This is a genomic window from Methanofollis aquaemaris (assembly GCF_017357525.1).
In the GTDB taxonomy this organism is placed as follows: domain Archaea; phylum Halobacteriota; class Methanomicrobia; order Methanomicrobiales; family Methanofollaceae; genus Methanofollis; species Methanofollis aquaemaris.
Map to the genome: position 1 here is coordinate 2539604 of NZ_CP036172.1, position 21983 is coordinate 2561586.

17 protein-coding genes are annotated in these 21983 nt (G+C 61.7%); 4 read left to right on the plus strand and 13 right to left on the minus strand.

Annotated features, from left to right (window positions below; all coding sequences use genetic code 11):
- Nucleotides 1-14 precede the first annotated feature (14 nt).
- Nucleotides 15-491 (plus strand): pyridoxamine 5'-phosphate oxidase family protein, encoded by a 477-nt coding sequence (locus tag RJ40_RS12070; protein ID WP_265581105.1) that lies wholly within the window; start codon nucleotides 15-17, stop codon nucleotides 489-491.
- A gap of 674 nt (nucleotides 492-1165) precedes the next feature.
- Nucleotides 1166-2314, plus strand: coding sequence for a hypothetical protein (locus tag RJ40_RS12075; protein ID WP_265581106.1), 1149 nt, complete (start codon nucleotides 1166-1168; stop codon nucleotides 2312-2314).
- Between the two features lie 653 nt (nucleotides 2315-2967).
- Here the strand turns inward: RJ40_RS12075 and RJ40_RS12080 are convergent.
- The 5 genes from RJ40_RS12080 to RJ40_RS12100 are packed head-to-tail and all read right to left on the minus strand — an operon-like array spanning nucleotide 2968 to nucleotide 6524.
- Nucleotides 2968-3255 (minus strand): hypothetical protein, encoded by a 288-nt coding sequence (locus tag RJ40_RS12080; RefSeq protein WP_265581107.1) that lies wholly within the window; start codon nucleotides 3253-3255, stop codon nucleotides 2968-2970.
- Nucleotides 3252-3860 (minus strand): ABC transporter permease, encoded by a 609-nt coding sequence (locus RJ40_RS12085; RefSeq protein ID WP_265581108.1) that lies wholly within the window; start codon nucleotides 3858-3860, stop codon nucleotides 3252-3254. Before RJ40_RS12085 ends, RJ40_RS12080 begins: the two co-directional genes overlap by 4 nt.
- On the minus strand, nucleotides 3854-4492 hold the full coding sequence (locus tag RJ40_RS12090; RefSeq protein WP_265581110.1) for an ABC transporter permease: 639 nt from the start codon (nucleotides 4490-4492) through the stop codon (nucleotides 3854-3856). The genes RJ40_RS12085 and RJ40_RS12090 overlap by 7 nt, the downstream gene beginning before the upstream one ends.
- Nucleotides 4489-5613: an ABC transporter ATP-binding protein gene (locus tag RJ40_RS12095; protein ID WP_265581111.1), complete on the minus strand. Its 1125-nt coding sequence runs from the start codon at nucleotides 5611-5613 to the stop codon at nucleotides 4489-4491. Before RJ40_RS12095 ends, RJ40_RS12090 begins: the two co-directional genes overlap by 4 nt.
- Nucleotides 5614-5627: 14 nt before the next feature.
- Nucleotides 5628-6524 (minus strand): glycine betaine ABC transporter substrate-binding protein, encoded by an 897-nt coding sequence (locus tag RJ40_RS12100; protein WP_265581112.1) that lies wholly within the window; start codon nucleotides 6522-6524, stop codon nucleotides 5628-5630.
- 185 nt (nucleotides 6525-6709) lie between these two features.
- On the opposite strand from RJ40_RS12100, the gene RJ40_RS12105 reads away from it, so the two are divergent.
- Nucleotides 6710-7018, plus strand: a complete 309-nt coding sequence (locus RJ40_RS12105) for a ferritin family protein (protein ID WP_265581113.1) — start codon at nucleotides 6710-6712, stop codon at nucleotides 7016-7018.
- 271 nt (nucleotides 7019-7289) lie between these two features.
- Here the strand turns inward: RJ40_RS12105 and RJ40_RS12110 are convergent, their stop codons facing one another.
- From RJ40_RS12110 to RJ40_RS12145, 8 genes are all read right to left on the minus strand, one after another.
- The gene (locus RJ40_RS12110; RefSeq protein WP_265581114.1) at nucleotides 7290-8813 is read right to left on the minus strand and encodes an MBL fold metallo-hydrolase; all 1524 of its coding nucleotides are present in this window, start codon (nucleotides 8811-8813) and stop codon (nucleotides 7290-7292) included.
- Between the two features lie 46 nt (nucleotides 8814-8859).
- Nucleotides 8860-9591, minus strand: a complete 732-nt coding sequence (locus RJ40_RS12115) for an SAM-dependent methyltransferase (protein ID WP_265581115.1) — start codon at nucleotides 9589-9591, stop codon at nucleotides 8860-8862.
- 88 nt (nucleotides 9592-9679) lie between these two features.
- On the minus strand, nucleotides 9680-10756 hold the full coding sequence (locus RJ40_RS12120) for a hypothetical protein (protein WP_265581116.1): 1077 nt from the start codon (nucleotides 10754-10756) through the stop codon (nucleotides 9680-9682).
- 23 nt (nucleotides 10757-10779) lie between these two features.
- Nucleotides 10780-14328, minus strand: a complete 3549-nt coding sequence (locus RJ40_RS12125) for a NosD domain-containing protein (protein ID WP_265581117.1) — start codon at nucleotides 14326-14328, stop codon at nucleotides 10780-10782.
- 32 nt (nucleotides 14329-14360) lie between these two features.
- Nucleotides 14361-15536: a hypothetical protein gene (locus tag RJ40_RS12130; protein WP_265581118.1), complete on the minus strand. Its 1176-nt coding sequence runs from the start codon at nucleotides 15534-15536 to the stop codon at nucleotides 14361-14363.
- 350 nt (nucleotides 15537-15886) lie between these two features.
- Nucleotides 15887-20230, minus strand: a complete 4344-nt coding sequence (locus RJ40_RS12135) for a NosD domain-containing protein (RefSeq protein ID WP_265581119.1) — start codon at nucleotides 20228-20230, stop codon at nucleotides 15887-15889.
- Nucleotides 20231-20629: 399 nt separating this feature from the next.
- Complete coding sequence (locus RJ40_RS12140) at nucleotides 20630-20998, minus strand: hypothetical protein (RefSeq protein WP_265581120.1); 369 nt, start codon at nucleotides 20996-20998, stop codon at nucleotides 20630-20632.
- A gap of 94 nt (nucleotides 20999-21092) precedes the next feature.
- A complete protein-coding gene (locus tag RJ40_RS12145) occupies nucleotides 21093-21563 on the minus strand; it encodes a peptidylprolyl isomerase (RefSeq protein ID WP_265581121.1) in 471 nt (156 codons plus the stop codon).
- Nucleotides 21564-21650: 87 nt separating this feature from the next.
- Between RJ40_RS12145 and RJ40_RS12150 the strand changes: the two genes are divergently transcribed.
- The gene (locus RJ40_RS12150; RefSeq protein ID WP_265581122.1) at nucleotides 21651-21971 is read left to right on the plus strand and encodes a HEAT repeat domain-containing protein; all 321 of its coding nucleotides are present in this window, start codon (nucleotides 21651-21653) and stop codon (nucleotides 21969-21971) included.
- Nucleotides 21972-21983: the final 12 nt, after the last annotated feature.

Genomic DNA, 21983 nt, shown 5'->3' on the forward strand with positions numbered 1-21983 from the left:
ATGAGGAAGCACCCATGGAGATTGTAAAGATCCCGAAGATGGAGAAGAAGGAGTACGACGCCCTCATCACCGATGGATATGTGGCTCGCATCGCCTTCCAGGGCAACAAGTACCCGTACATCGCCCCGTTCCTGTATGTCTTCGACGGGACGTTTCTGTACTTCCTCTCCACGAAGTACGGGCGCAAAAACGACCTCTTCAGAAAGAGCCCCTATGTCTCGGTGGAGATCGAGAAGTATACCGTGGACCTCTCGTGCTACACCTTCGTGACGATGCAGGGCTACCTGGTCCAGGAGGAGGACGCGATCCAGAAGAAGATCGTGCGCAAGATGTTCGTGGAGATGATCGAGGAGCGCGCCCTCTCGCCCAACATCCTCGCGGCCCTCGGCCACAAACCCGGCGAACCGATCGAGGCGATCGCCTCGGAGGAGCGCTCGAACATCTGGAAGTTGACCGGCGTCGTCGATATCGTGGCGTTGAAAAATCTTTGAACTTTTTTTTGGTGGACATCGGTTGGGGGAGGCGGATGGCCCTCGCCGGTTCCATCGCTAGCCGGCGACGCGCACGGCTCCCATTCGAGATACATGTCGCCGATTTTCTTGATTGGGTGTGAAAATCTTGTATTACAATGAATATCCCTATGAAATCATCCTGATCTGTTTCAGGCTGCTATTATGCTGAGGATTTTCTAGCGAAGATGATTCCGTCAGATTTCCTGGCCCGGTTTTTCTGATATCTATCACTGAATCTCAGGACAATTAAATGATTGTACCAGAAATTATAAATGAATTATAATTTTATTCATCATTTGGGACGTCGGATTCGGCGCCCTGATGGAAGCCGGTATGAGATGCAAGTGCCGGTCTCCAGGCATCGCTCTGGAAACCGATCACTAACCGATCTGGATTCAGGTATGAATCTCATGTTTCCAGAAAAGAACATCCAAAAGGAGGTATAAAATTATGAAAAAAAAATCGATTTGGGGCCTTATTCCTGAGTTTGCTGTTAATTAATGATGGATGGACAACAGGAACACCTCGTTGCATTGCCTTTGGGAATTGGGAGGATGATTATGTGGTCTATGTCCGCACCTGAAAATACTCTCAATATATATTTTTGTAATTATTGTATCAACATCAATGGTTCATGAGGGAGAAACTAGATCATGTACTCACTCCTCAACGCATTCCTCTTTGCAGTCGAGACCGGGCAGTTTCAGGTTCCGGGCCCCTATCTCTTTGACCTCGGGATGCCAGAGATCTCACTCCTGTATCTTTTCAGCGCTCTTCTCGTCCTCGGTCTCTTCGTCCTGGTATCACGGTTGAGATCACCCCATCTGCAGGCATCGGTCTTCATCGTCCTGGGGCTCTCGCTCGCTCTTCTCTCCTATGGGATACAGAAATACATGCAGATCTATTTCCCCGACCTTTTCATCCTCGGCCTCTCAGACTGGAACTGGTATGATCTCAGGAACCGATCCGCAGCACTCTGCCGGTTTGCGAGTCTCCTGGTCTCAACTCTGGTACCGGCAGTCTATCTCATGCCGCGTCTTGAACTCGGTTCACGGTGGCGGTGTCTCTCCCTCTATGGAGTGATCGTGACGACCCCCATCATCTATGCCAACTATGTGCTTTATGTGACCATGACGCCGGGCAGCGGCATCGATCTTCCTGCCTGGGTGCCCGCCGTGAACCCCTTCGTCAGCGCGGTCGCTATCGCAGCGATACTCTTTGGCTTTCTGGTGGTCTTCAGGGAGATCCAGAAACAGGCGCCCTCGCCGACCCTCTGTGTCATCGGTCTGAGTGTACTGGCACTCCTGGCTTTGATCCTCACCTTTCAGACGGCGGTGGCATTGTGCGCCGTGCTCATGCTCATCGCGTTGCAGAAGACGGAGGTGCGGGCCGACACCGGACCTGTCTCGGTGGCCCTCATCATGGGTGCGGTTCTCATGGCGCTGGTCGGTTCATGGCTGGGATCGATGGGGCCTGATGTCGGGAGGTTTGCACCGGTATGGCTCTTTCCCATTCTTGCCATGGCCTTCGCGACACTTGCACCGGTGCTGTTCTTTCTTCCCCGGGTTTCTGAGACCCGGCGGGTTCTCAGCGTCTTCCTGATCTCATTTGCGGCAGGATTAGTGGTGGGGCTTCTCGGGATGCTCACAGGAGATGCCGGGGTGCTGGTGCAGCCCGACATCCTGCCCCAATCAGCGGTTCAGATCTTCGTCAACCTCGGTCTCGGTGTCGTGATCCCGGCGCTCCTCATGACCGGGTATCTATCGGTCAGGGGAGAGCCTCCGATCCTCCCGCGAGGATAGGCGATGGCCAGCATTTCTCTCTTCAGGATCATTGGTGATGTCTTCCCGGCCCTATCTTCATCCCGGGGGTCTGGGGACAGGGCTTCAGGCGCGAGCATGGTGGAAAGTGAATGAATATACTCGGACCAAGAAAAGGTGAGGTTTTCTACAGAGCCTCTGAACTTTTTTGTGGGGGGAGGGGGAGAGGCCTCGCGGGATCGGTTGATCTGCCGTGCCGCTCTCTCGCACCGGGACGACGCGCATGGCTTCCATTCGAAATACATGCCGCAGATATTTCAATAGGATCTTAGAATTGATCTATATAATGAATAATCGGCTTAAATCAGCCTGATACATCTCAGATACTTGATTTATGGATGGATTTGTGACAGTGGCAATTTCATCGGCTTTCCGGGTTCGATTTTTCTGATCCCTCTTCCAAACCTTTGAGGTAATTAGATGATTGTACTAGAAATTATAAATGTCAGTACATTTTAGTCTCCAGTGTAGCCCCTGGACGCGGTGCCCCGATGGAGGTCGGCATGAGATGCAAGTGCCGGTCTCCGGGCAACGCTCCAGGAGCCCGATCATGTAACTGATCTGAAATTCAGATAATGCTTGTTTCCATGAAAGAGCCTCTGAAAAATTATGAATAAAGAGATCGACGCACATACTCACTCCACGATGGAATCCTCTTTGCACTCGGGGCCGGGCAGTTTCGGGTTCCGGTCCTCTATCTTTTTGAATCCGGTGTGGTAATATCGGTGCTTTCTTATGGTCGGGTTCTCTCGGTGGGGAGACGATCTTCTGGAGCATCGCCATAAACGTAAAAAATTCTCTCTCCTCATCATCCCTCTCTCCGCTGTTTTCCTCCAGTATCTGGCCGCCCCCCGGTATTTCACATGACTGATAGGATCTGAGACAGCAACCCCTTCATTATAGTCATCACTCCCCTCCTTCATCCCCCCTCGTACACCACCCTCCGCTCCAGCGCCGCAAGTCCGGCATCGACGAGGACGGCGATGAGGATCGCCGGGATGGCGCCGGCAAGGAGGGTCTGGGTGTTGGTGCCGGCGATCCCCTCGAAGATGAGGTTGCCAAGCCCGCCGCTCCCGATGATCGCCGTGAGCACGGCGACGCTGTTGGTGAGGATCGCGGCGAAGCGCACGCCCGCGAAGAAGGCCGGGTAGGCGAGCGGGAACCTGACCCGCCAGGTGATCTCGCGGTTCGTGAGCCCGATGCCGACGGCGGCGTCGATGATGCCGGGGTCCACGTTCGAGAGCCCGATCCAGGTGTTCTTGACGACCGGGAGGAGGGCCCGGAGGACGAGCACGATGAGCGCGGGGTAGAACCCGATCCCGAGGAGCGGGACGACGAAGGCGACGATGGCCAGGCTCGGCACCGCCTGGGCAAGGTTTGCGCCGGTCATCACCACCGAGGCGAGCGTCCGGGAGGAGAGGGAGAGGACGGCGAGGGGGACCGAGAGGGCGACGGCGACGAGGAGGGCGGAGTAGGCGAGGGCGACGTGCTGGAGCGAGGCGGCGAGGACGGTGGCGATGGCTACCATACCCCGTACCTCCGGTTGAGGCGGTGCTCGATTGCGGCGGCGACCCCGTCGAAGAGGACGGCGAGGAGGCCGACCCAGGCGCCGGAGAGGAGGATCAGGGCCGGAATGTTGTTGAAGATCCCGGTCTGGAGCGGGACGCCGAGCCCCCCGGCGCCGACGAGGCCGCCGAGGGTGACGATGCCCATCGTGAAGACGACGGCGATCCGCACGCCCCCGGCGAGCATCGGGAGGGCGAGGGGGACGCGGATGTGGAGGAGCACCTCGCGTTCGGTGAGCCCGATGCTCTCCGCGGCGCCGACGTGCCCGGCGCTCACGCTCGTCAGCCCGGTGTAGGTGTTGCGGGCGATGGGCAGGATTGAATACAGCACGCAGGCGAAGACCGTCGGGACCGCCCCGATGCCGAGGAGCGGGATGAGGATCGCGAGGAGGGCGAGGTCGGGAAAAGTTTCGACGGTGTTGAGGGCGGCGAAGGAGACCCCGGCATATTTCCGTTTCCGGAAGAGGAGGACACCGACGGCAAACCCGATGATCATCGAGAGGAGGAGGGCGACCGAGAACATCGCGAGGTGCTCGACGGTCCTGGCCGTGAGGTTGTAGTCCTGCCAGAGTTCCAGCATCCCGCCGTCGGTCATACCAGCCTCATCAGCACCTCGTCGGCGAGGAGGAGGCCGGCGGGGTGCCCGTCTTCGTCGGTTACCAGGGCAAAGGACGCCCCGGCCTTTTTCAGGTCGGCGAGGGCGGTCGGGAGCGGGTCGGCCGGGGCGAAGATGAGGGGCGGTGAGGCGATCGCCGCCATCGTCGACCCGTCCTTGCGGCGGGTGTAGGCCTCCCGCCGCCGCACCGTCCCGACCACCCGGTCGCCTTCGGTGACGACCGCGACGCCGACGTCCCCTTCCATCATCGCCTCAAACCCCGGGCCGACCGCCGTCTCGCCGGGCACCAGGTAGTTCCTGAGGAGCGGGAGCATCAGGTCCTGCACGCTGAGGCTCTCCAGGTGCCTGAACTTCCGGTCGGCGTCGACCATCCTGGCGACGACCTCGGAGGCCGGGTCCAGGATGAGTTCTTCGGGCCGTCCCACCTGGACGAGACGGGCGTCGTGCATCACCCCCACCCGGTCGCCGAGTTTGAAGGCCTCGTCGATGTCGTGGGTGACGAAGACGATGGTCCGCCCGAGCGCCGCCTTGATCTCCTCGAACTCGTCCTGCAACTGCCGCCGGAGGATCGGGTCGAGGGCGCCGAAGGGCTCGTCCATCAGCACGAGCGGCGGGTCGGTGGCGATGGCGCGGGCAAGGCCGACGCGTTGCTGCTGTCCCCCTGAAAGTTCCCTGGGGTAGCGGGCGGCGTAGGTCTCGGGCGGGAGGTCGACGAGGTCGAGGAGGTCGTCGACCCGCGCCCGCACCCGTTCGGCGTCCCAGCCTTCGAGCGCGGGCAGAAGACCGACATTCTCCCCGACGGTCATGTGCGGGAAGAGCCCGACCTCCTGGATCACATAGCCGATGCTCCGCCTGAGGGCGACCACGTCGAGATCCCTCGTGTCGGTGCCGTTGATCCGCACCGCCCCCTCGTCTGGCTCGACGAGCCGGTTGATCATCCGCAGCGTGGTGGTCTTGCCCGAGCCGCTCGCCCCGATGAGGACCAGGAGTTCGCCGCCCTCGATCCCGAGGTCCAGGTCTTGGACGGCGTAGCGCTCACCGTAGCGTTTGGTGAGCCCGACGAGATCGACGGCGTCGACCCGCTCGAAGAGGCGCGCCATAGGGGGTCGGGGGTTCACCCCTGGATCAGCCCTTCCGCGACAAGATAGTCGCGGGCGATCGCACGCGCCTCCCTCTTCTCGACATCGAACTCATGGTTGAGCCTTCGCATCGTGTCGGCGTCGATCCGCTCGGAGAGCACGCTGAGCGCTTCGACCGCTTTCTCGTCCCCGGCGACCTTATCGTTTGCCAGCAGGATCGCGTGGTACGGCGGGAAGGCCGCCCGGTCGTCCTCGAGGATCCGCAGGTCGTAGAGGTCCACCCTGGTGTCGGTGGTGTACGGGGTGATTGCGTCGGCCTCGCCGCTCTTGATCACGTCGTACATCAACGTCGGCGACATCGGCTTCGCCTCCTTGAAGGTGAAGTTGTAGACCTTCGCCACCTGCGGGAGGCCGTCCTCGCGTTCGGCAAAGACATAGTCGGTCACCAGGACCATCTCGCCGGCATGGGGCGCGAGATCCGAGACCTTGGTCACGCCCTTCTCCTCGGCCCAGGCCTCGGGCACGGCGATGGTGTAGTCGTCCCTGAACCCGAGACGCGAGAGGACGGTGATGTTCTCGGCCTTCAACCCTTTCACCACATCTGCGTAGACGACCTCGGGCTCCCAGGTCTCCATGGGTGGGAGTTTGAGGAGTTGCGAGTAGGCCGTCCCGGTATACTCGACATAGACGTCCACCTGGTCTTTTCTGATCCCTTCATAGAGGGAGAGGTCGTTGAGGTTTGCCTTCATCTCGGTCGTGTACCCGGCGTCCTCCAGGAGAAGGGCGACCATCTCGGCCAGGATGTACTGCTCATTAAAGGTCTTCGCCCCGACCACCACCGTCTCGCCGCCCCCGCCGGGAATCTGCGAGCACCCGGCGATGCAGAGGGCGGCGACCACGAGGACCGCACCCGCGGCCATCAATCTTTTCATTATCGTCCCCCGGATGGGGGGTGCAGTTCATAATTTTTAAACCTTGTCCCGACCCTGGGGGTAGCAGGTACGAAGAGAGAATTTTGGGACGTTTTGATCGGATCCGGCGGGCTCATGGGGGCGCCGGGTTCAAAAGATCAGGTATATAAGCAACCGCGCCGTTCTCAGGATACGAGGGAAGAAGAATGCCTGAGTTTGCCAACCCCTTTGCAGGGAATGCCTATGGGAGAAAGTTAACTGACATGGAACTCGTCAGGGCGATCAGGTATATGGTCGCCGCCGAATATGAGGCCGTCCAACTCTACCAGCAACTCGCCGAGTCGGTCGAGAACGACCTGGCCAGGGCGGTCCTCCTGGACATCGCCGAGGAGGAACTTGTGCATGCCGGGGAGTTCCTCCGTCTGCTCAAGGAACTCTACCCCGAGGAGGAGGCCTTCTACCGGGAGGGCGCCGACGAGGTCGAAGAGTTGATCGAGGGGATGAAGAAGAAGTAGGGGTTCTGGAGAGAAACTCCGAAACGCCTGGAGAGAGCAGGGACAGACCACTCTTTTTCTCCCTGGTTCTCTTCTGTATCCGGAGATTTGAGGAATGAGCGAGAGCGATCGTGAGATGATTTTTGATCTTCGGCTTTGGAGAATTCCTCTTTTGCCCCTCGTGACGGATCGGCAGAGGACGGGATCACCCTCTGAACAATTCCCCCCGCTTTCCCGGCCCTATCGCAATCCCGGGGTGCCGCGGGGCGGCGATGGTTTGTGTTCTCGCCCGTCATCCCTGGTGGGTGTAGTGCTCCACCTCGCCGACGGCCTCCAGTCTCCCGTTCTCGTCGAGGACCGAGACCGCCCCGTGCCCGCCGCAGATATAGCAGCGCCGCCCCTTCTCCGCGAGGGCCCGGTCGCTCTCAGCCGCGATCTCCATGAGGGCGTGCCGCTCGCGCCTCGCCACCCCTGAGTCGACATTCACCGAGGTGACCAGGAAATCGGCGAGCGAACTGTAGGTCTTGCGTTCCTCGGTGAGGCTGCCGAAGTTGATGACGGTGTCGCTGGTGAAGAGGAGGCCGCACTTCGGGCAGAAGACGTAGACCAGTCCCTGCACGTGGCCGCCGAACCCCTCCAGCACCTCGAACTCGAGCCCGCCGAAGGTGAAGCGGTGGAGGACCGGGAAGATCCCGCGAGTCTCGCCGGTCGGGCCGCTGAAGAGCGTGTAGTTCTCCGGCGGGTTGAACCGCGAGAAGAGGTTGATGATGGTGGTGTAGACCATTTCCAGGACCGAGCCCTCGACCGGCGAGGCGAAGGCGCGGTTCGAGGTCTCGATGATCGCCGCGGAGGTGGGGTGCATCATGGCCGGGGCCTCGTAGAACCCGGCGGCGCCGCAGTGGTCGGCGTCGGCGTGGGTGAGCAGGATTGTCCTGAGCCTGGTGCCGTTGCCCAGGCCGTAGTGGTTGAGCATCCTGATGATGTCGGGGTAGTAGATGCCGTAGCCGGTATCGATCATCATGCTCTCCTCGGGGGTGTTGAGGAGGTAGACGCTCCCGCCGCCGGGCAACTGGAAGCAGAAGAGGTCCATCTCCGGCGTGACCGCCACCTGCTGGACGTCGGCGTAGAACCCGTCGCCGCAGGTCCGCTGCAGACTCTCGCCGGTCTGCAGGACGCTGGCAAAGACGGCCCGCGGGTCTTCGCCCCGCGCCCCGAGTTCCTGGACGACGTGGTTGATGTCGTGGAGGAGACGGAGGAGGAAGCCGTCGCCGGCCGGACCGATGATCTCGCGGACCCGCTGTGCGAAGCAGAGGTAGAAGACGGTCTCGTCGAGAGAGCTGCCGGTGGTGTCGTACTCCAGGATCTCAAGCGGATAGCGCGACTTGAGGGCGTCGAGGAGGGTTTCGGCCTGCCCGCTCTCCTCCAGGCTGACGGAGACGGTCACCCGATCGGGATGGGGGCCGGCGTCGTCGAAGTCGATGAGGGCGATGTTGGCCCGTGCCTTTGTCGTCAGGTCGAGGAAGGCGGCGAGGGCGCCGGGCGTGTGGGGGAGGTGGACGTGGAAGCGGAGGATGCCGGGGCCTGGGAGGGCGGTCTGGAGGTAGCCGATGGCGGCGAGTCTCTGCCTGATCGCGGCGTGGGCCTCTTTCCGGGCAGTCACCTCAAAGAAGACGGTCCTCGGATCGATGCGTCGGCTGTACTGGATCCGGTTGATGTTCCCGCCATGCTCGGTGACGATCGCGGCCGCCTGCTGGAGGGCGCCGGGGTGGTCGGGCATGCGGGCGATGAAGGAGAACTTCTCTTCCCTGGTCTCCATAGTCTGGTATAGTTTTTCCGTGAGCGGTATTAAACTTCATCAATTGTCATACGGGGACGAGGACGTAGAGCCCGAATCCCATATATTCGCGGGCGTACCCCGCGAATTCGTCCTGGATCCGGTGGAGGTATTCGCGCACCTCGTCCGCATCTTCGTCGTCGGGGTGCTCGTCGAGCCATCCGATGAGCCCGCCCCAGTTGCCGGATTCGTAGGCGTCCCAGTCGTCGGCGGTGGCGTGGAGGACGCCGCGCACTTCGTAGCCGGCGTCCCTCGCGCACTGAAAGATCTCGTACTCGGTGAGGACGTCGGGCCAGGCCCTGGCAAAGTCGGGTGGGACTGCGGCGTGCTGCCAGCAGCGTTCGCCGACGATCACCCGTCCTTCAGGTTTGAGCCAGGCCGCCATCGCGTCGAGGGCGGGGGCGAGGCCTCCCCAGATGTGGGTGGAGCCGATGCAGGCGGCGAGGTCGTAGGCGCGGTCGGGCGTCGCGTCGAGGACGTCGGCGCAGGTGACGGTGAGGCGGTCCGCATATCCTTCGGCCTCGATGAGGTCGGCCGCCCGTTGGCAGGCGTATTCCCGCAGGTCGATCCCCCGTCCCCGGATCCCGAAGGCCCCGGCCAGGATGGTGAGCACCGTGCCGTAGCCGCACCCGAACTCGATCACCTCCTCGCCCGGAGCGAGGCCCGCCATCTCCCCGGCCCGCCGGAGTTTCTCCGGGGTCGTCGGGTTCATGATGGCCATGTCGCGGGTGGAGATGGAGATGAGATCGTAGTAGTCCATGGGAGAAGGGTGGAGGGTGGTGAGATATAGGGGCATCGGCGGGGCGGGCCTGCGAGGAAAAAAAAGGGTCGGAGATGGATGGTCGCGATTATCTCTTCATCAGGTAGAGCCCTGCGCCCGCGATGACGATGATGACGAGGACGCCTGCGACGATCGGGATGGTCCAGTCGTTCGTCTTGCCGCCGGTCGCTCCATCTCTGGTCTGGTCGGTGACCTGGGCGGCCGGGAGGTTGTCATCGCCTGTGGCGGGCGCTGCGGTGAAGAGTGCGAAGGTGCTGAAGTGCGAGACCTTGGCGGTGACGGTCATCGTCTCGTAGTCGACGGTCGTCGGGATCTCTTCCCAGCGTCCCGCGTCGGTGTTGTACCACTTTATCGTGAACTGGTCGCCTTTGAGTTTTTTCCACTCCTCTGCCGGGATCTCGAAGGTGAGGGTGATGGGTGGGTTGAAGGTAGCACCCGCAGGTCCGCAGAGATATGCATACCCTGAGAAGGCGAACCCGGTCTCTCCCGTGACCGTGGGCACCTCGTATGAGAGGGCGGGCCTGATGCTGATCTCGTCAAGAGGCGTGCCGTCTGAGGCGTGGGCTCCGGTGCCTTCAGGTACCGTGATGGTGGCGATCCTGTCCGAGGAGACGACGGCGGTGGCTTTGTCCACCATGCCGCCGGATGAGGTGGTCAGGTTCGTGCTGCCGACGGGCGGTGCTGCCGGTGCCTCGACGGAGGGTGCGACGGTCTTCACCGGTGCGGGGTTGGATGGGCTGCTGCCGCCGCCTCCCCCGCCGCCACCCGGCGTGGTGCCGCCGCTCTTCGCCGCGAGGGCGACGGTGTGGATCTCTTCTGGCCTGAATGTGGCTTTTCCAGCGTTTTTGCCGTTGGCAGTGAAGGTGATGGTCTTGCCGGCATCGTCGGCATACCCGGTGACGATCAGGTTCTTGTCGATGTTCATGTCGCCGCCGAAGGTGCCTTTCTCTTCGATCGTCAGGGTGCCTCGCACCTCGCCGTCGATGAGGGCGAGGATGGTGGTGCCCGCGGGTGCGGGTTTGCCGTCGATGGTGACGGTGCCTTTGTACTCGTCAGGGAACTGCGGCAATTCCTCCACCGCCATGGCGCCCGTGACGAGGGCGAGGGCGAGGATGAGAACGATGGAAATTCTAGTCGTGTTCATGGTCTCTGCCTCAAGAAAAAAAATTAGGTGCTGATGGCCGCCAGGGTGCCGTCGGCACGCATGTACAGCCAGTACCCTTTGCCGGGTATCATGGGGAGGGTGTCGGCGTGTGATCCGACGGCCCCGTTGATGGCCGAGTGTTCGTATGCCTGGCTCCCAGCTTCGTAGCCGATGAGGATGGCCCACTTCTCCTTCACGGATGTGAGGGCGTCCCTGGCCGGTTCAGGTTCGATGTCTGAGTATCCGACGGCGTTCCACCCTTCAGAGAGCCGTTTGGTCGGCGGGGTCGTCGGTTTGGCCGGGTCGAAGGTGATCTCTATGCCGGTGTTCTTTGCGGCGTAGACCCAGATGCCGTCGAGGGGCCTGACCGTGTCGTTCTTCCCGAGCGGCTTCCAGAGCCCTGCGGCGGCGTCGAAGGTGAGGATGGAGTGTCCTGCGGAGTCGACATCTGCGAAGATCGCGGCGGTGTCGTTGCCGGGTGCGAGGGTCCGCGGGACGGAGACGAAGTTCCAGCCCTTGTGGAGCGTGAGGATCATGTCTCCGGTCCCTCCAAGTCCTTCGAGCCTGATGGCGTCGACGCTTCCGAGTCTCTTCTCGGCGGGCACGTCTTTTCCGACGAGTCTGAGCGGCCAGTCGCCCTCTTCGAGCGGCCACTGGTCGATCTCGTTGGCGAGGAGAATGTTGTTGTTCCTCTTGACGTCGGCGCTTGCGAACTCGACGGTGCGGTCGTCTTCGGTGCCTTCGATGCCGTCGGGACCATAGTCGACGACGAGGACAGTGTAGCCCTGGTCGGCGAGGTCGTCGCGGAAGGGTGCGTGCTGGTCGGCGTCGTCGACCCATCCGCAGAGGAGCCAGAGGGGCAGTCCGGACCAGGTCTTTCCGTCGTCGGTCCAGGTGGCGCCGTGTCCGGGTGCCGAGCATGCGACGGCCTGTTCATAGTAGGAGCGGTCGATGGTCCTGATGATCGCACCGGCGAGGTCGAGGTCCCAGTCTTCCCTGGGTTCGGGGACGATCTCGATGGTGACGATCTTCTTGACCGAGATGCCTGCGGCCGAGGGCCAGTCGGTCCAGTAGTGGTGGTATGCCTCGGGGAAGCAGATGCGCATGTCTTCGTTGCCGAAGACGCCGTCCGGGGTGAAGAAGAAGAGTTGCGGGCCCCATTTCCACTCGGGGTATTCGCCGGCTTCGGCGTCCCACCATGCGATGATGGCCGGGCCCTGGCGCTCGTGAGGTGCGAGGACGACAGAGGAGGGGATGACGCCGGGGTAGTTGTCCCTGCCGGTGAACTGGATCTCGCCGTCTTCGTAGACGCCGCCGACGAGGTCGCAGAGGTCGGCGAGGGCGGTGCCTTTGACGGTGTTGTTGACTTTGCCGAGGTTGAGGTTCTCTGCCGGATTCCAGGGGTCGTTCTTGTCGAAGGACGGGCCCTGGAACCTGAGCATGGTGCCCTCCTCCCCGCCGAGCACCGGGAGGTGACGCTGCATCCACCTGATGGTGACGGTCTTCTTCTCCTCGACGGTGACGCCGTCGGGTGCGTACCTGATGATCTCGATGGAGGGGAGGGTGTCGGGTGCGACGACGGTGACCCGTGCGGTGCCTTCGACCCCGTCGCACGCGGCGGTGAGGGTGGTGGCGCCCGGTGCGACGGCCTCGAACCACCCGGTCTCGTTCACGGTGCCGACGGCAGGTTCGCTGCTCGTCCAGGTGAAGGCGAGGTCGGGGACGACGGTGCTGTCGGAGTAGACCCCGGTGGCGGCGAACTGCCAGGTCTCGCCGGTTTCGAACTCGGTGGTCTCGGCGTCGACGGTGACGGTGGTGAGTGTCGGGGCGGGCTTCATGATCTCGCTGTTCTTCCAGATGCCCATCATCGGGTACTCGTCCCGGTGTTCCCCGGTGACGTCGTCTGTCCCGAGGAGCATCGAATCGTCGCCGATGCCGTTGTTGTCGTCGTCGGTGCCCTCGTAACCGCCGTAGTAGTTGCCGACATAACCGGTGTGTTCGGTGCCATTGTAGGTGTAGGTGACCTCGTCGGGCGAGTGATAGGTGTTGGCGTTGAGGCATTCGACGGTACCGAAGAAGGCGTTGGCCCAGATGACATTGTCGGATGGGTAGTCCTTGACGCAGAGTTCGTCGTCTGCGTTGTCCCAGCAGGTGTTGTTGTACACCGTGTTGCCGGTGACATTGTCTCTGAGGCTGATGCCACGGCGGGTGTTATCGTGGCAGGCGTTTGCCTCGATGAGGTTGCCGGTGGCGTCGCCGCCGAGGTGAATGCCGTTGTAGCAGGCCCCACCGCAGTCGTTGCCGATGATGCGGCATTCGTCGTACCCGACGCTCTCGATGCCGGCGACATGTGTGTTCGTCGGGCCGCGGACCGAGAAGCCTTCGACGGTGATGCCGTCGGCCTTGAGGTCGAAGACCGGTTTGGTGGGGGAGGCGGCCGTGACGGTGACGGCCTCCGTGCCGTTCTCGGCCCTGATGGTCAGGCCCTTATCGACGAGCACGTTCTCGGTGTAGGTGCCGTTCCTGACGACGATGGTGTCGACGCTCTTTGCGGCGTCGACGGCCGCCTGGATGGTGGTGTAGACTCCTTCGCCGCCGTCGTCGTCGACGTACAGGGTCTGCGGGACGACGATCTCATACTCGCCCGCCGCCGCGACCAGCGGGGCGTGGTCGGTGCCAAGGCCGTCGGGGAGGACGTACGGGGTGTCGATGACGCCGTCGCCGTTCTCGTCGGTCTTGGTGTAGCCGGACCAGAGGTTGCCGAGGTAGCCGGTGTGGGCGGTGTTGTTGTAGGTGTAGGTGAGGGGGGCGGTGGAGTTCCAGTGGGTTGTGGGGGCGACGGTGCCTGTGTGAAGGGCGACGCCCGAGACGTTGGTGTTGAGGAAGATTTTGTTTCCGTCGCCGGCTTCACGGAAGTAGAAGGAATTTCCATCGAAGGAACTATCGAAAATGTTGCCGGTGATAGTGTTGTTGGTTGCTGTTGTCTTGTAGAGTAAGATAGCCCCAAATTTGGGTGTAATATTGGTGAATGTGTTATTGATGATTTTGCAGTCTGTCGAATCTCTCAACATCATATAACAGGCAGGAGTTCCTGTGGTGCCCATGAAGGTGTTGTTTTCAAATGTGATATTGTCACCTTTTGGAAGTACCTGGACGATCATATCATTTAGTATGCAATTCTTAACAATCGAATCGTTGGCAGGACCGTAAGTTCCTATTTTTAGACCCGGCTTTCCATTGAGGAATTTTAGTCCATCAAGGATCGTTCCTGTCGCGTTTTCATTGCTCCCATCTGGGATCCGGGCACCCTCTTCATTCTGACAGTCCACGATGACAGACTCAGCCCCATCTCTGCTCAAAATGGTCAGGTGAGGTTTTCGAACAGTGAAAGTTGAATAGGTGCCTGGCAGGATAGAGATCGTGTCGCCCTCTTCGGCGGCGTCGAGTGCTCCCTGGATTGTGGTGTAGAATCCTTCGCCACCGTTGTCGTCGACATAGAGGGTCGTCGCCGCTGTCGGTGCGATGAGGAGAGCAAGCAGAATAAGGCAGAAAATTCCAATCGATTTTTTCATGAAAATCACCATAGAAAAGAAAAAAGGGTTGGTTAGTGGTGATGCGTCACCACGAACTTTACGTAGTCGGTTGCAAGAGTTGATGCATCAAATCCATCTGATGTACTCTTCTGCTTCACGAGCACGGTGACGTTGCCGCCGTTGACGTAGTTGCTGATGCTTGAGGTCTTTTCGCCGGTGAGCGAGACCTCGGTGCTGCTGGTGCTGCCCTGCAGGTGCTCGTAACTGCTGCCATTCCAGATGTAGAGGTCGGCACCGTTGGTGCCGCCGGCGTTGGTGCCGGTCCCGATCCAGGTGACGTTGAGTTTCTCGATGTTCGTGGCGTTCTCGTTCAGAGTGAAGACGAAGCGCTGGGCGGCATACTCGCCGGTGACTGAGGTGGTGTAGGGGTCATCGTCGCTGTCGATGGCGGTGATCTTCGAGGTGTTGACGGTGGTAGCGCTCGGCACATTGCTGGCGGTCGGCAGGCCGGTCACGCCGCCCTCGTACGCATACTCGACGGTGTCGCTGCCGGTGGCGAAGTCATAGCGGTGCGGGGGGTAGATGTTGATGGTGTCGACGGTCTGGACGGAGAGACCCTTTGCCGACGGGCCGGAGAAGTCGGAGTACTTGTCATCCGCGAACTGGTAATACCAGGAGGAGAAGGACGTGTTCATGTCCATGTTGCTGAAGTCCCGGTCGCTTGAGGTGTAGAAGTAGAGGCGCATGCCCTTCCCCCAGTTGGGGACTAAGCCGTCCACGGAGTCCCACCAGGTGAGGACCATCTCGCCCTGGCCGGTGGGGGGGGTGTAGACATTGGTCTTGCTGAAGTGCCTCGTCGCCAGGGGGTACGTCGAGTCGGCGACCTCGAGTTCAGAGCCGTCGGTCATGCCGCCGATGTGTTGGACGATGTCCTCGACCAGGGTGCCGTTGTGGGCGCCGTAGTTCTTGAAGTTCATGCTCTCGGTGGCATCCCATCCGTCCTGGAAATCACTCGGGTTAAGGCCGGAGTTTGCCCAGTCGTCGGGGGTGACCAGACCCTGCATCCGGATGTCTCCGTTGCTCTGGAACTCGCTGATGTTCCTGAGTTGCTGGAAGGTCAGGGTCGTCGAGTTGTCGACCGCCGTGTAGTTGTTGTCGCAGTACCGGGTCACGGTGACACTTGTCGTCGCCGCGGCCGCCGGTACGACCAATAATGCGATGGCAATGCAAAGGCAGAGCAGTGCCATCGGGGTTCTTTTTGCAAGATGCGTTTTTCCGAGGTTCATTTTTAGTGTCCTATCGCCTTAGCGACAAAGAATACTCAATCTGGAACTCTATAAATCTCTTTTCATGATTTTGTAAATTATATTAAGCAAATTACCTTTACGGAGTTGACCCGATCCTGCCGGTGTGGGGGTATGAAATCTTGCGGTTCCGTGCGACACGCCGGAATTTCTCGCCGGGGTGTCGGCATTATTGGAAATCAAGAATATTCGTCGGGGTTCGGGATCGGTTTCGGCGTTCCGGGCGTCATACCGGGAAAAACGAAAAAAATAAAGTGATTTGTATTCTGCGCCCTCGATCGGTCCCGGCGCCCTCAGACCGCTGTCCCTGCGAGGGTGCCGTTCTCGTTCATGCCGAGCCAGTAACCGCGGCCCGGGAAGAGGGCGTGGTCGGGGAGGTCGACGGTCACCGGCGCCTCGTAGACCTGGCGCAGGGCGTCGTAGCCGACGCACCGCTCCCACCGCCCCTCGGCCGAGACGAGGGCGAGGGCCGCGGGTTCGGCGTCGGTCCCGGCCGCACCGACGAAGTTCCAGCCCTTCGAGAGGGCCTTTGCCGGCGGGAGATGGATCGGGTCGTTGTCGAAGGTCAGGGACACGGCGGCGGCGTCCTCGGCATAGACGAGCACCCCGGTAAGGGGCGTGACGGGATCGTCTGGGCCCAGCGCCTGCCAGCACTGCGTCCCGGCATCGAAGGTGCAGAGCGAGTGCCCGGCCGACTCGACCCCCGCGAAGATCAGGGCCGTGTCATTGCCGGGCGCCAGCCGCTTCGGGACCGAGACGAGGTTCCAGCCCGGCGCGAGTTCGATCGCCCCCTCCTTGAAGGCCGGGCCCTCGCCCGGCGAGAGGACATAGAGCTGCTTCTTCATCACATTGTTCTCGCGCTCACGCTCGCCCGGCGGTCCCTCGACCGTCGCCACGAAGGCGTGGCTTCCGCTCGTCGCCGGACTCCAGGCGAAGGCGAAGGTCGCCGTCTCCCCGGCAGGGAGCGCCGCGGCCTCCTGCTCTCCGAGAGATGCACCGTCCGCCGTCAGGTTCACCGCGAAGGCCCCTGCCTCGGTCCCGCCGAGGTTCTCGACCGTCACCACCACCGTCGCCTTCTCCCCGGCCACCGCCGGGCCGTCGGTTGTGATCGTCACCGGCGCCAGATCGGGCCCGCCTGCCCCGCCGATCACCACCCGGTCGAAGACCTCGCCCGGCGGGCGGATCCCGGCGACCTCCCGGTTGTCCTCGGAGATATCGGCGACCGGCACGAACTCCATCGTCACCGTCTCGTTTGCCGGGTCCACCGTCACCCGCTCATAGCCCAGGATATACTCCATGCCCGCCTGGTACTCGGGCTTCTTCTCATCCTCGAGTTCGTACTGCATCCCGCCGCCGGTCGCCGCGATGATGAACTGCGTCCCGTTGGCCAGGTGGCGCTGGTACGAGTGGACATGCCCGTTGAAGACGGCCGCCGTCCCTTTCTCCTCGAAGGCATCGCGCCAGCCGGTGTCCGGCCACCCGCTTCCATGGTGCCCGCCGGAGTTGTACGGCGGGTGGTGGAAGGCGGCGATCGTCCAGCGTGCGCCGTCGGTTGCCAGGTCGGCTCTGAGCCACTCGGTCTGTTCGGCCATCTCGCTGCCCTTCATGCTGGTGGAGTCCAGCACCACCACATGCAGGTCGCCGCACTCGAAGGAGTACCATGGCGGCAGGGCGAAGGTCTCCTCGGCGAGGTTCTTGTACTTCTCCTCATGGTTGCCGAGGGCCGTGTACAGCGTGGTGTTCGCGAGCATCGGCCTCGCCGACGCGAAGAACCGGTCCCACTCGGTCGGGTCCTGCGCCTGGCTCACCGTGTCGCCGAGGTGCAGAATGAAGAGGGCGTCCTCCTCCTCCACCGCGATCCGGTCCGCGACGAGTTTGTGCCGCTCCAGCTGCGTGTAGTACGGGATCTGCTCCTGCGAGTCCCCGTAGGTGATGAAGGTGAACCTCTCCCCGGCCTCGGGGAAGGTCTCGAAGGTGAAGTCCTGCGTCACGTTCCGCCCGGCCGTCACCCGGTAGTGGTAGGTCGTCCCCGGTTCGAGGCCGGTGAGGGCGACGTGGTGGAGACAGGTCTCCTCGCCGTCGGCGACGTTCAGGGTGTAGTTCCCGTCCGCGTACGCCGCCGCCGGGGCATAGTCCACCCGCCCGGCCGTCGGCACGTCGGTCCGCCAGTTGATCGTCGTCTCCGTTCCCGTGGTGCCGGTGATGTACGGCCCGTGCATGATCGTCTGCATCGGCGGGAGGATCTCGTAGTTCTCGACCGGGGCGACGAGCGGGTAGAAGTCGTGGTCGTCGGCCGAGGCATTGTAGGGGGTCTCGCCGACCCCGTCGCCGTCGTCGTCGGTGCCCTCGTAGTCGAAGTAATAGTTGCCGAGGTAGCCGTGGTGGAGCGTACCGTTGTAGATGTAGTCGACCGCCTCAGGCGTGCGGGCGGTGGTGTTCACCGAGTTATCACTCTGCCATGAGGTATACCTGACCCCCGGCCTATTGCTCTTCTCCAGCAGGTCGTTGAGATAGACCGCGTTCCCGCCGGCGAGAGTCCAGAGAGCACGGGCGTCGTTGTGCACGCAGGTGTTGTTGGTGATGGTGCTGTTCTTTGCAGAACAATAGATCCCATTGTAGCCATTCGAGACGATGTTGTCACAGAGCAGGTTGTGCTCGCCTCCGAAGCCGATAGGGGCGTGCCCGCCGGAGACCATGTTCCCGCAGATGGTCGAGTTCCGGATCCCGACATTGATCGCGTTGCTTCCGTAGGACGAGACCGTGTTCTTCTCGATGGTGACGTTCCAGGAGGAGGAGGCGGTGATGCCTTTCGCCGAGCGCCCGCTCAGGTGCTTCAGGGTGTTCTGCACGACCCGTGCATTGTCGGTCCTGCTCAGGACGATCCCGTACGCAGGTTCGCCCTGTGTGGTGATGGAGCATTCCCGGATCACCGGGCCCTCGGAGGCGGCGAGAGAGATTCCCTTCGCCATTCTGTTGTTCACCTCTACCCTGCACCCCTCGATCACGGTGCCGTTCGCATCCGTGCCCCTGATCCCCGACCCCGTGATCGCATCCGCGGTGATCCCGGTGATGAGGGTGCCGGCCGAGGCGTTCAGGAAGACGCCGTCATAATTCTCGCTTGTCCTGATCGCCCGGAGAGTGCACCTGTCGGCATGGTCCACCAGGACACCTGCCGTGCCTTCGACGATCCCTCCCTTCACCGTCAGCCCCTCGACCGTGACATTCTCCGCGGTCAGCGTCACCGGTGACGCCTTTATATCGGAGGTTGTTAAGACCGTCGTCTCCGGCCCGTTCTCCGACCTGAGCACGATCGGCCGGTCCACCACCACGTTCTCGGTGTACTCGCCGTCCTTCACCACGACGGTGTCGCCCGGATTGCAGGCATAGACGGCCGCCTGGATGGACGTGAAGTTCGCCGGGCCGTCGTCGTCCACGTACCACGTCTTCGGCTCGGGCGGGACCGGGACCACGCTGACCCCGGCCGTCCCGCTGATCCCGGCGGTCGAGGCGGTGACGGTCGTCGTCCCCTCGGCAAGGGCCTTGAAGACCCCGTCGTCGATCGTCCCAACGGTGGTGTTGGAACTCGACCACTCGACCGCGACGTCCTTCATCATGCGCCCCTTCTGGTCGCGGACCATCGCTGTGAAGACCTGCGTCCCGTCGATGATCACCGTCGCCTCAGGAGGCAGGACGTCCAGAGTCGTCGGCACCGGCCGCTCCTGTGCCGCGATGTATTGATACCGCGTCTTCGTCGCCTTTCCGTCCGCGGCCGTGACCGTGAGACTCACATTGAAGAGCCCGCCCTTCTCGTAGGTGTGGGTCGGGTTCTGCACGTTCTCGGTCGCACCGTCGTCGAAGTCCCAGTGCCAGTCCGTCGGCGAAGCCGCCTCCGTCGCCCCGGTGAACTGCACGGTCAGGGGGAGATAGCCGGTGGTCCGGTTGGCCTCGATGGTGATCGGGAAGGGGGGCACCGGTTCGTGGCTTTTGATCTCGATCCTCTTCACGTACTTCTGGCACTGCGCCCGTGAGCACGGCCATCCCTCGTATCTGGTCCAGTACTCCTCGTCCAGGAACCGGCGCATATCGTCGTTCCCGAAGACATACTGTCCCTTCGCGTTCGTCGTGGTCGCAAAGAAGAAGGTGCGCATCCCGGTATCGTAGTCGGGCACGTACCCGTCGTCAGGCCGCCACCAGGTCAGGACCAAAGGCCCCTGCTCGGGGTTGCCCCCGTGTTCGGTGTCGGTGTAATAGACATTCTTGTACGGATGCTTCATCGCGCTGTAGGGATCATTGGGATAGATGTGGATGATATCATCCGGTCCCATCCCGCCGACCAGATTGCAGAGGTCGCGCACGTCCGTGCCCCGCATGGCATGGTAGTCATTGACATTCTCCGTCTCCTCGGGATCCCAGGGGTTACTCTCGACGAAGGTCGGCCCCTGCATATAATAATGCGTCACGCCGTCCCCGACTATCGGGAGGTTCTCCTCCATCCAGCGGTAGTCCACCGTCCGCTCGTCCAGGGCCGTCTCCCCGTCCTCGGCCAGTTTGACGACCGTCACCTCGGTCGTCTGGAATCCGGCCGAGACCGGCGCCGCGAGCAGGAGGCCGGCAAGGAGGAGGAAGAGGAGGAACACTCCCGGTTTTATCCCTGGTTTGAGATGAGAATGGTTGGATAATCTGTATGCTCGATCATTTCTCGATTTCATGTGATATCGTCCTGTAAATTGTAGATCGATATCATCTCAGGGCGTACAATATAAATGGATTTTCATGTTTCTGTTAATTATGTTAAACAGACCTTTTGAATTTCCTTCCGTCGCTGCAGGGGACGATCCGGGCAAAAATGGGCGTTCGAACAAGTAGGGGTCGGAATATCGAGAATATCGCCGCGATCGTGGCGCCGTATGGAGAAAAAACCGATTATAATTCTCTCTTGCCCCGGAACTCGGCCGTGCCCGGCGGAGCGGGGAGCGATCCGGGATGCGCCCGCCTCCCGGCCGGGAGCGGGCGGACGCCCCGAGATACACCCTCCCTCAACAGTCCACGCCGCGCTCTCTCAGTTCCTCGGTCTTCTTCTGCGAGCAGGTCTCGCACCTGAACTCAGGGGTGTTGTCGTCGGTCTTGTCGTAGTTGGTGGTCTTCACCAGTCGGTAGCCGCGGCAGACCTTTCCGCAGTCCACGCACCTGATGTTCTCCTTCACTTCCCACTGGGCGGCGAGCGCCTTCGAGGTGAAGATGAACCGGTCGACCCAGAAGAAGATGAGCCCGCCGATGAGGTTCGCGATGACCGTCGCGGTGATCGGGTCCATTGTGGAGAGGAGGATGAGCACGCCGGCGAGGAGAGGGGTGGAGAGCTGCCACCTGATCAGGTACAGCCCGTAACGCTTGAAATTGACGTCCATATCTGTACACAGGTCTGAACCTGCGGGGATAAATCTGCGGATGGTGGTAGGGGCGGACCCCGCGGAAAAAAGGGAAAAAACAGAGAGAACGGACTCAGATGACCTCGGCCTTCGTGATCCGAACCTCGGTGCGCGGCCGGTCCTGGCGGTCGGTCTGGGTCTTCCCGATGGCGTCGACGACCTCCATCCCCTCGACCACCTCGCCGAAGACCGGGTGCATCGGGTTGAGGTGGACATTGTTCACCAGGTTGAGGAAGAACTGGCTTCCCCCGGTGTTCGGGCCCGCATTCGCCATCGAGATGGTGCCGCGGTTGTTCTTGTTCGAGGCCGTGAACTCGTCGGGGATCGCATACCCAGGCCCGCCCATCCCGGTGCCGGTCGGGTCGCCGCCCTGGATCATGAAGTTGGCGATGACACGGTGGAAGATGACGCCGTCGTAAAAACCTTCCTTCACCAGTTTCTCGAAGTTGCCGGCGGTGATCGGCATGTCGGCGTAGAGCTGGATGGTGATGTCGCCCATCGTGGTGTGCAGGACGACCTTTGGTCCTTCCGGATGTTCTGCCATGATAACTCCTCCCTGTTTCATGGGGGTGACACCATATAGACCTTCCCGGCGGGCAGGTTTTTGCCGGGCCGCGCCCAGAGGAGGTGTATGAGAGAGGAGGAGCGGGAACTGGTGGTGCGGGAGTTTCTCGGGAACCTCGACCACGAGAGGCCGGAGTTCAGGTGGGGGGCGGCGGAGGCGCTCGGACGGCTCGGGGACTCGCGGGCGGTCGAGCCCCTGATCCGGGCGCTGGAAGACGACCCCGACCCCAGGGTGCGCAAGAAGGCGGCATGGGCCCTCGGGCAGATCGGGGATATGCGGGGGCAGCGGCCGCTTCTTGCGGCGATACGCGATCGTGACGAGGACGTCAGGGAGATCGCGGAGGAAGCGTATGAGATCCTGAAGGGGAAACTCTTCGGCGGGGGATGAGAGGCCCTCTCT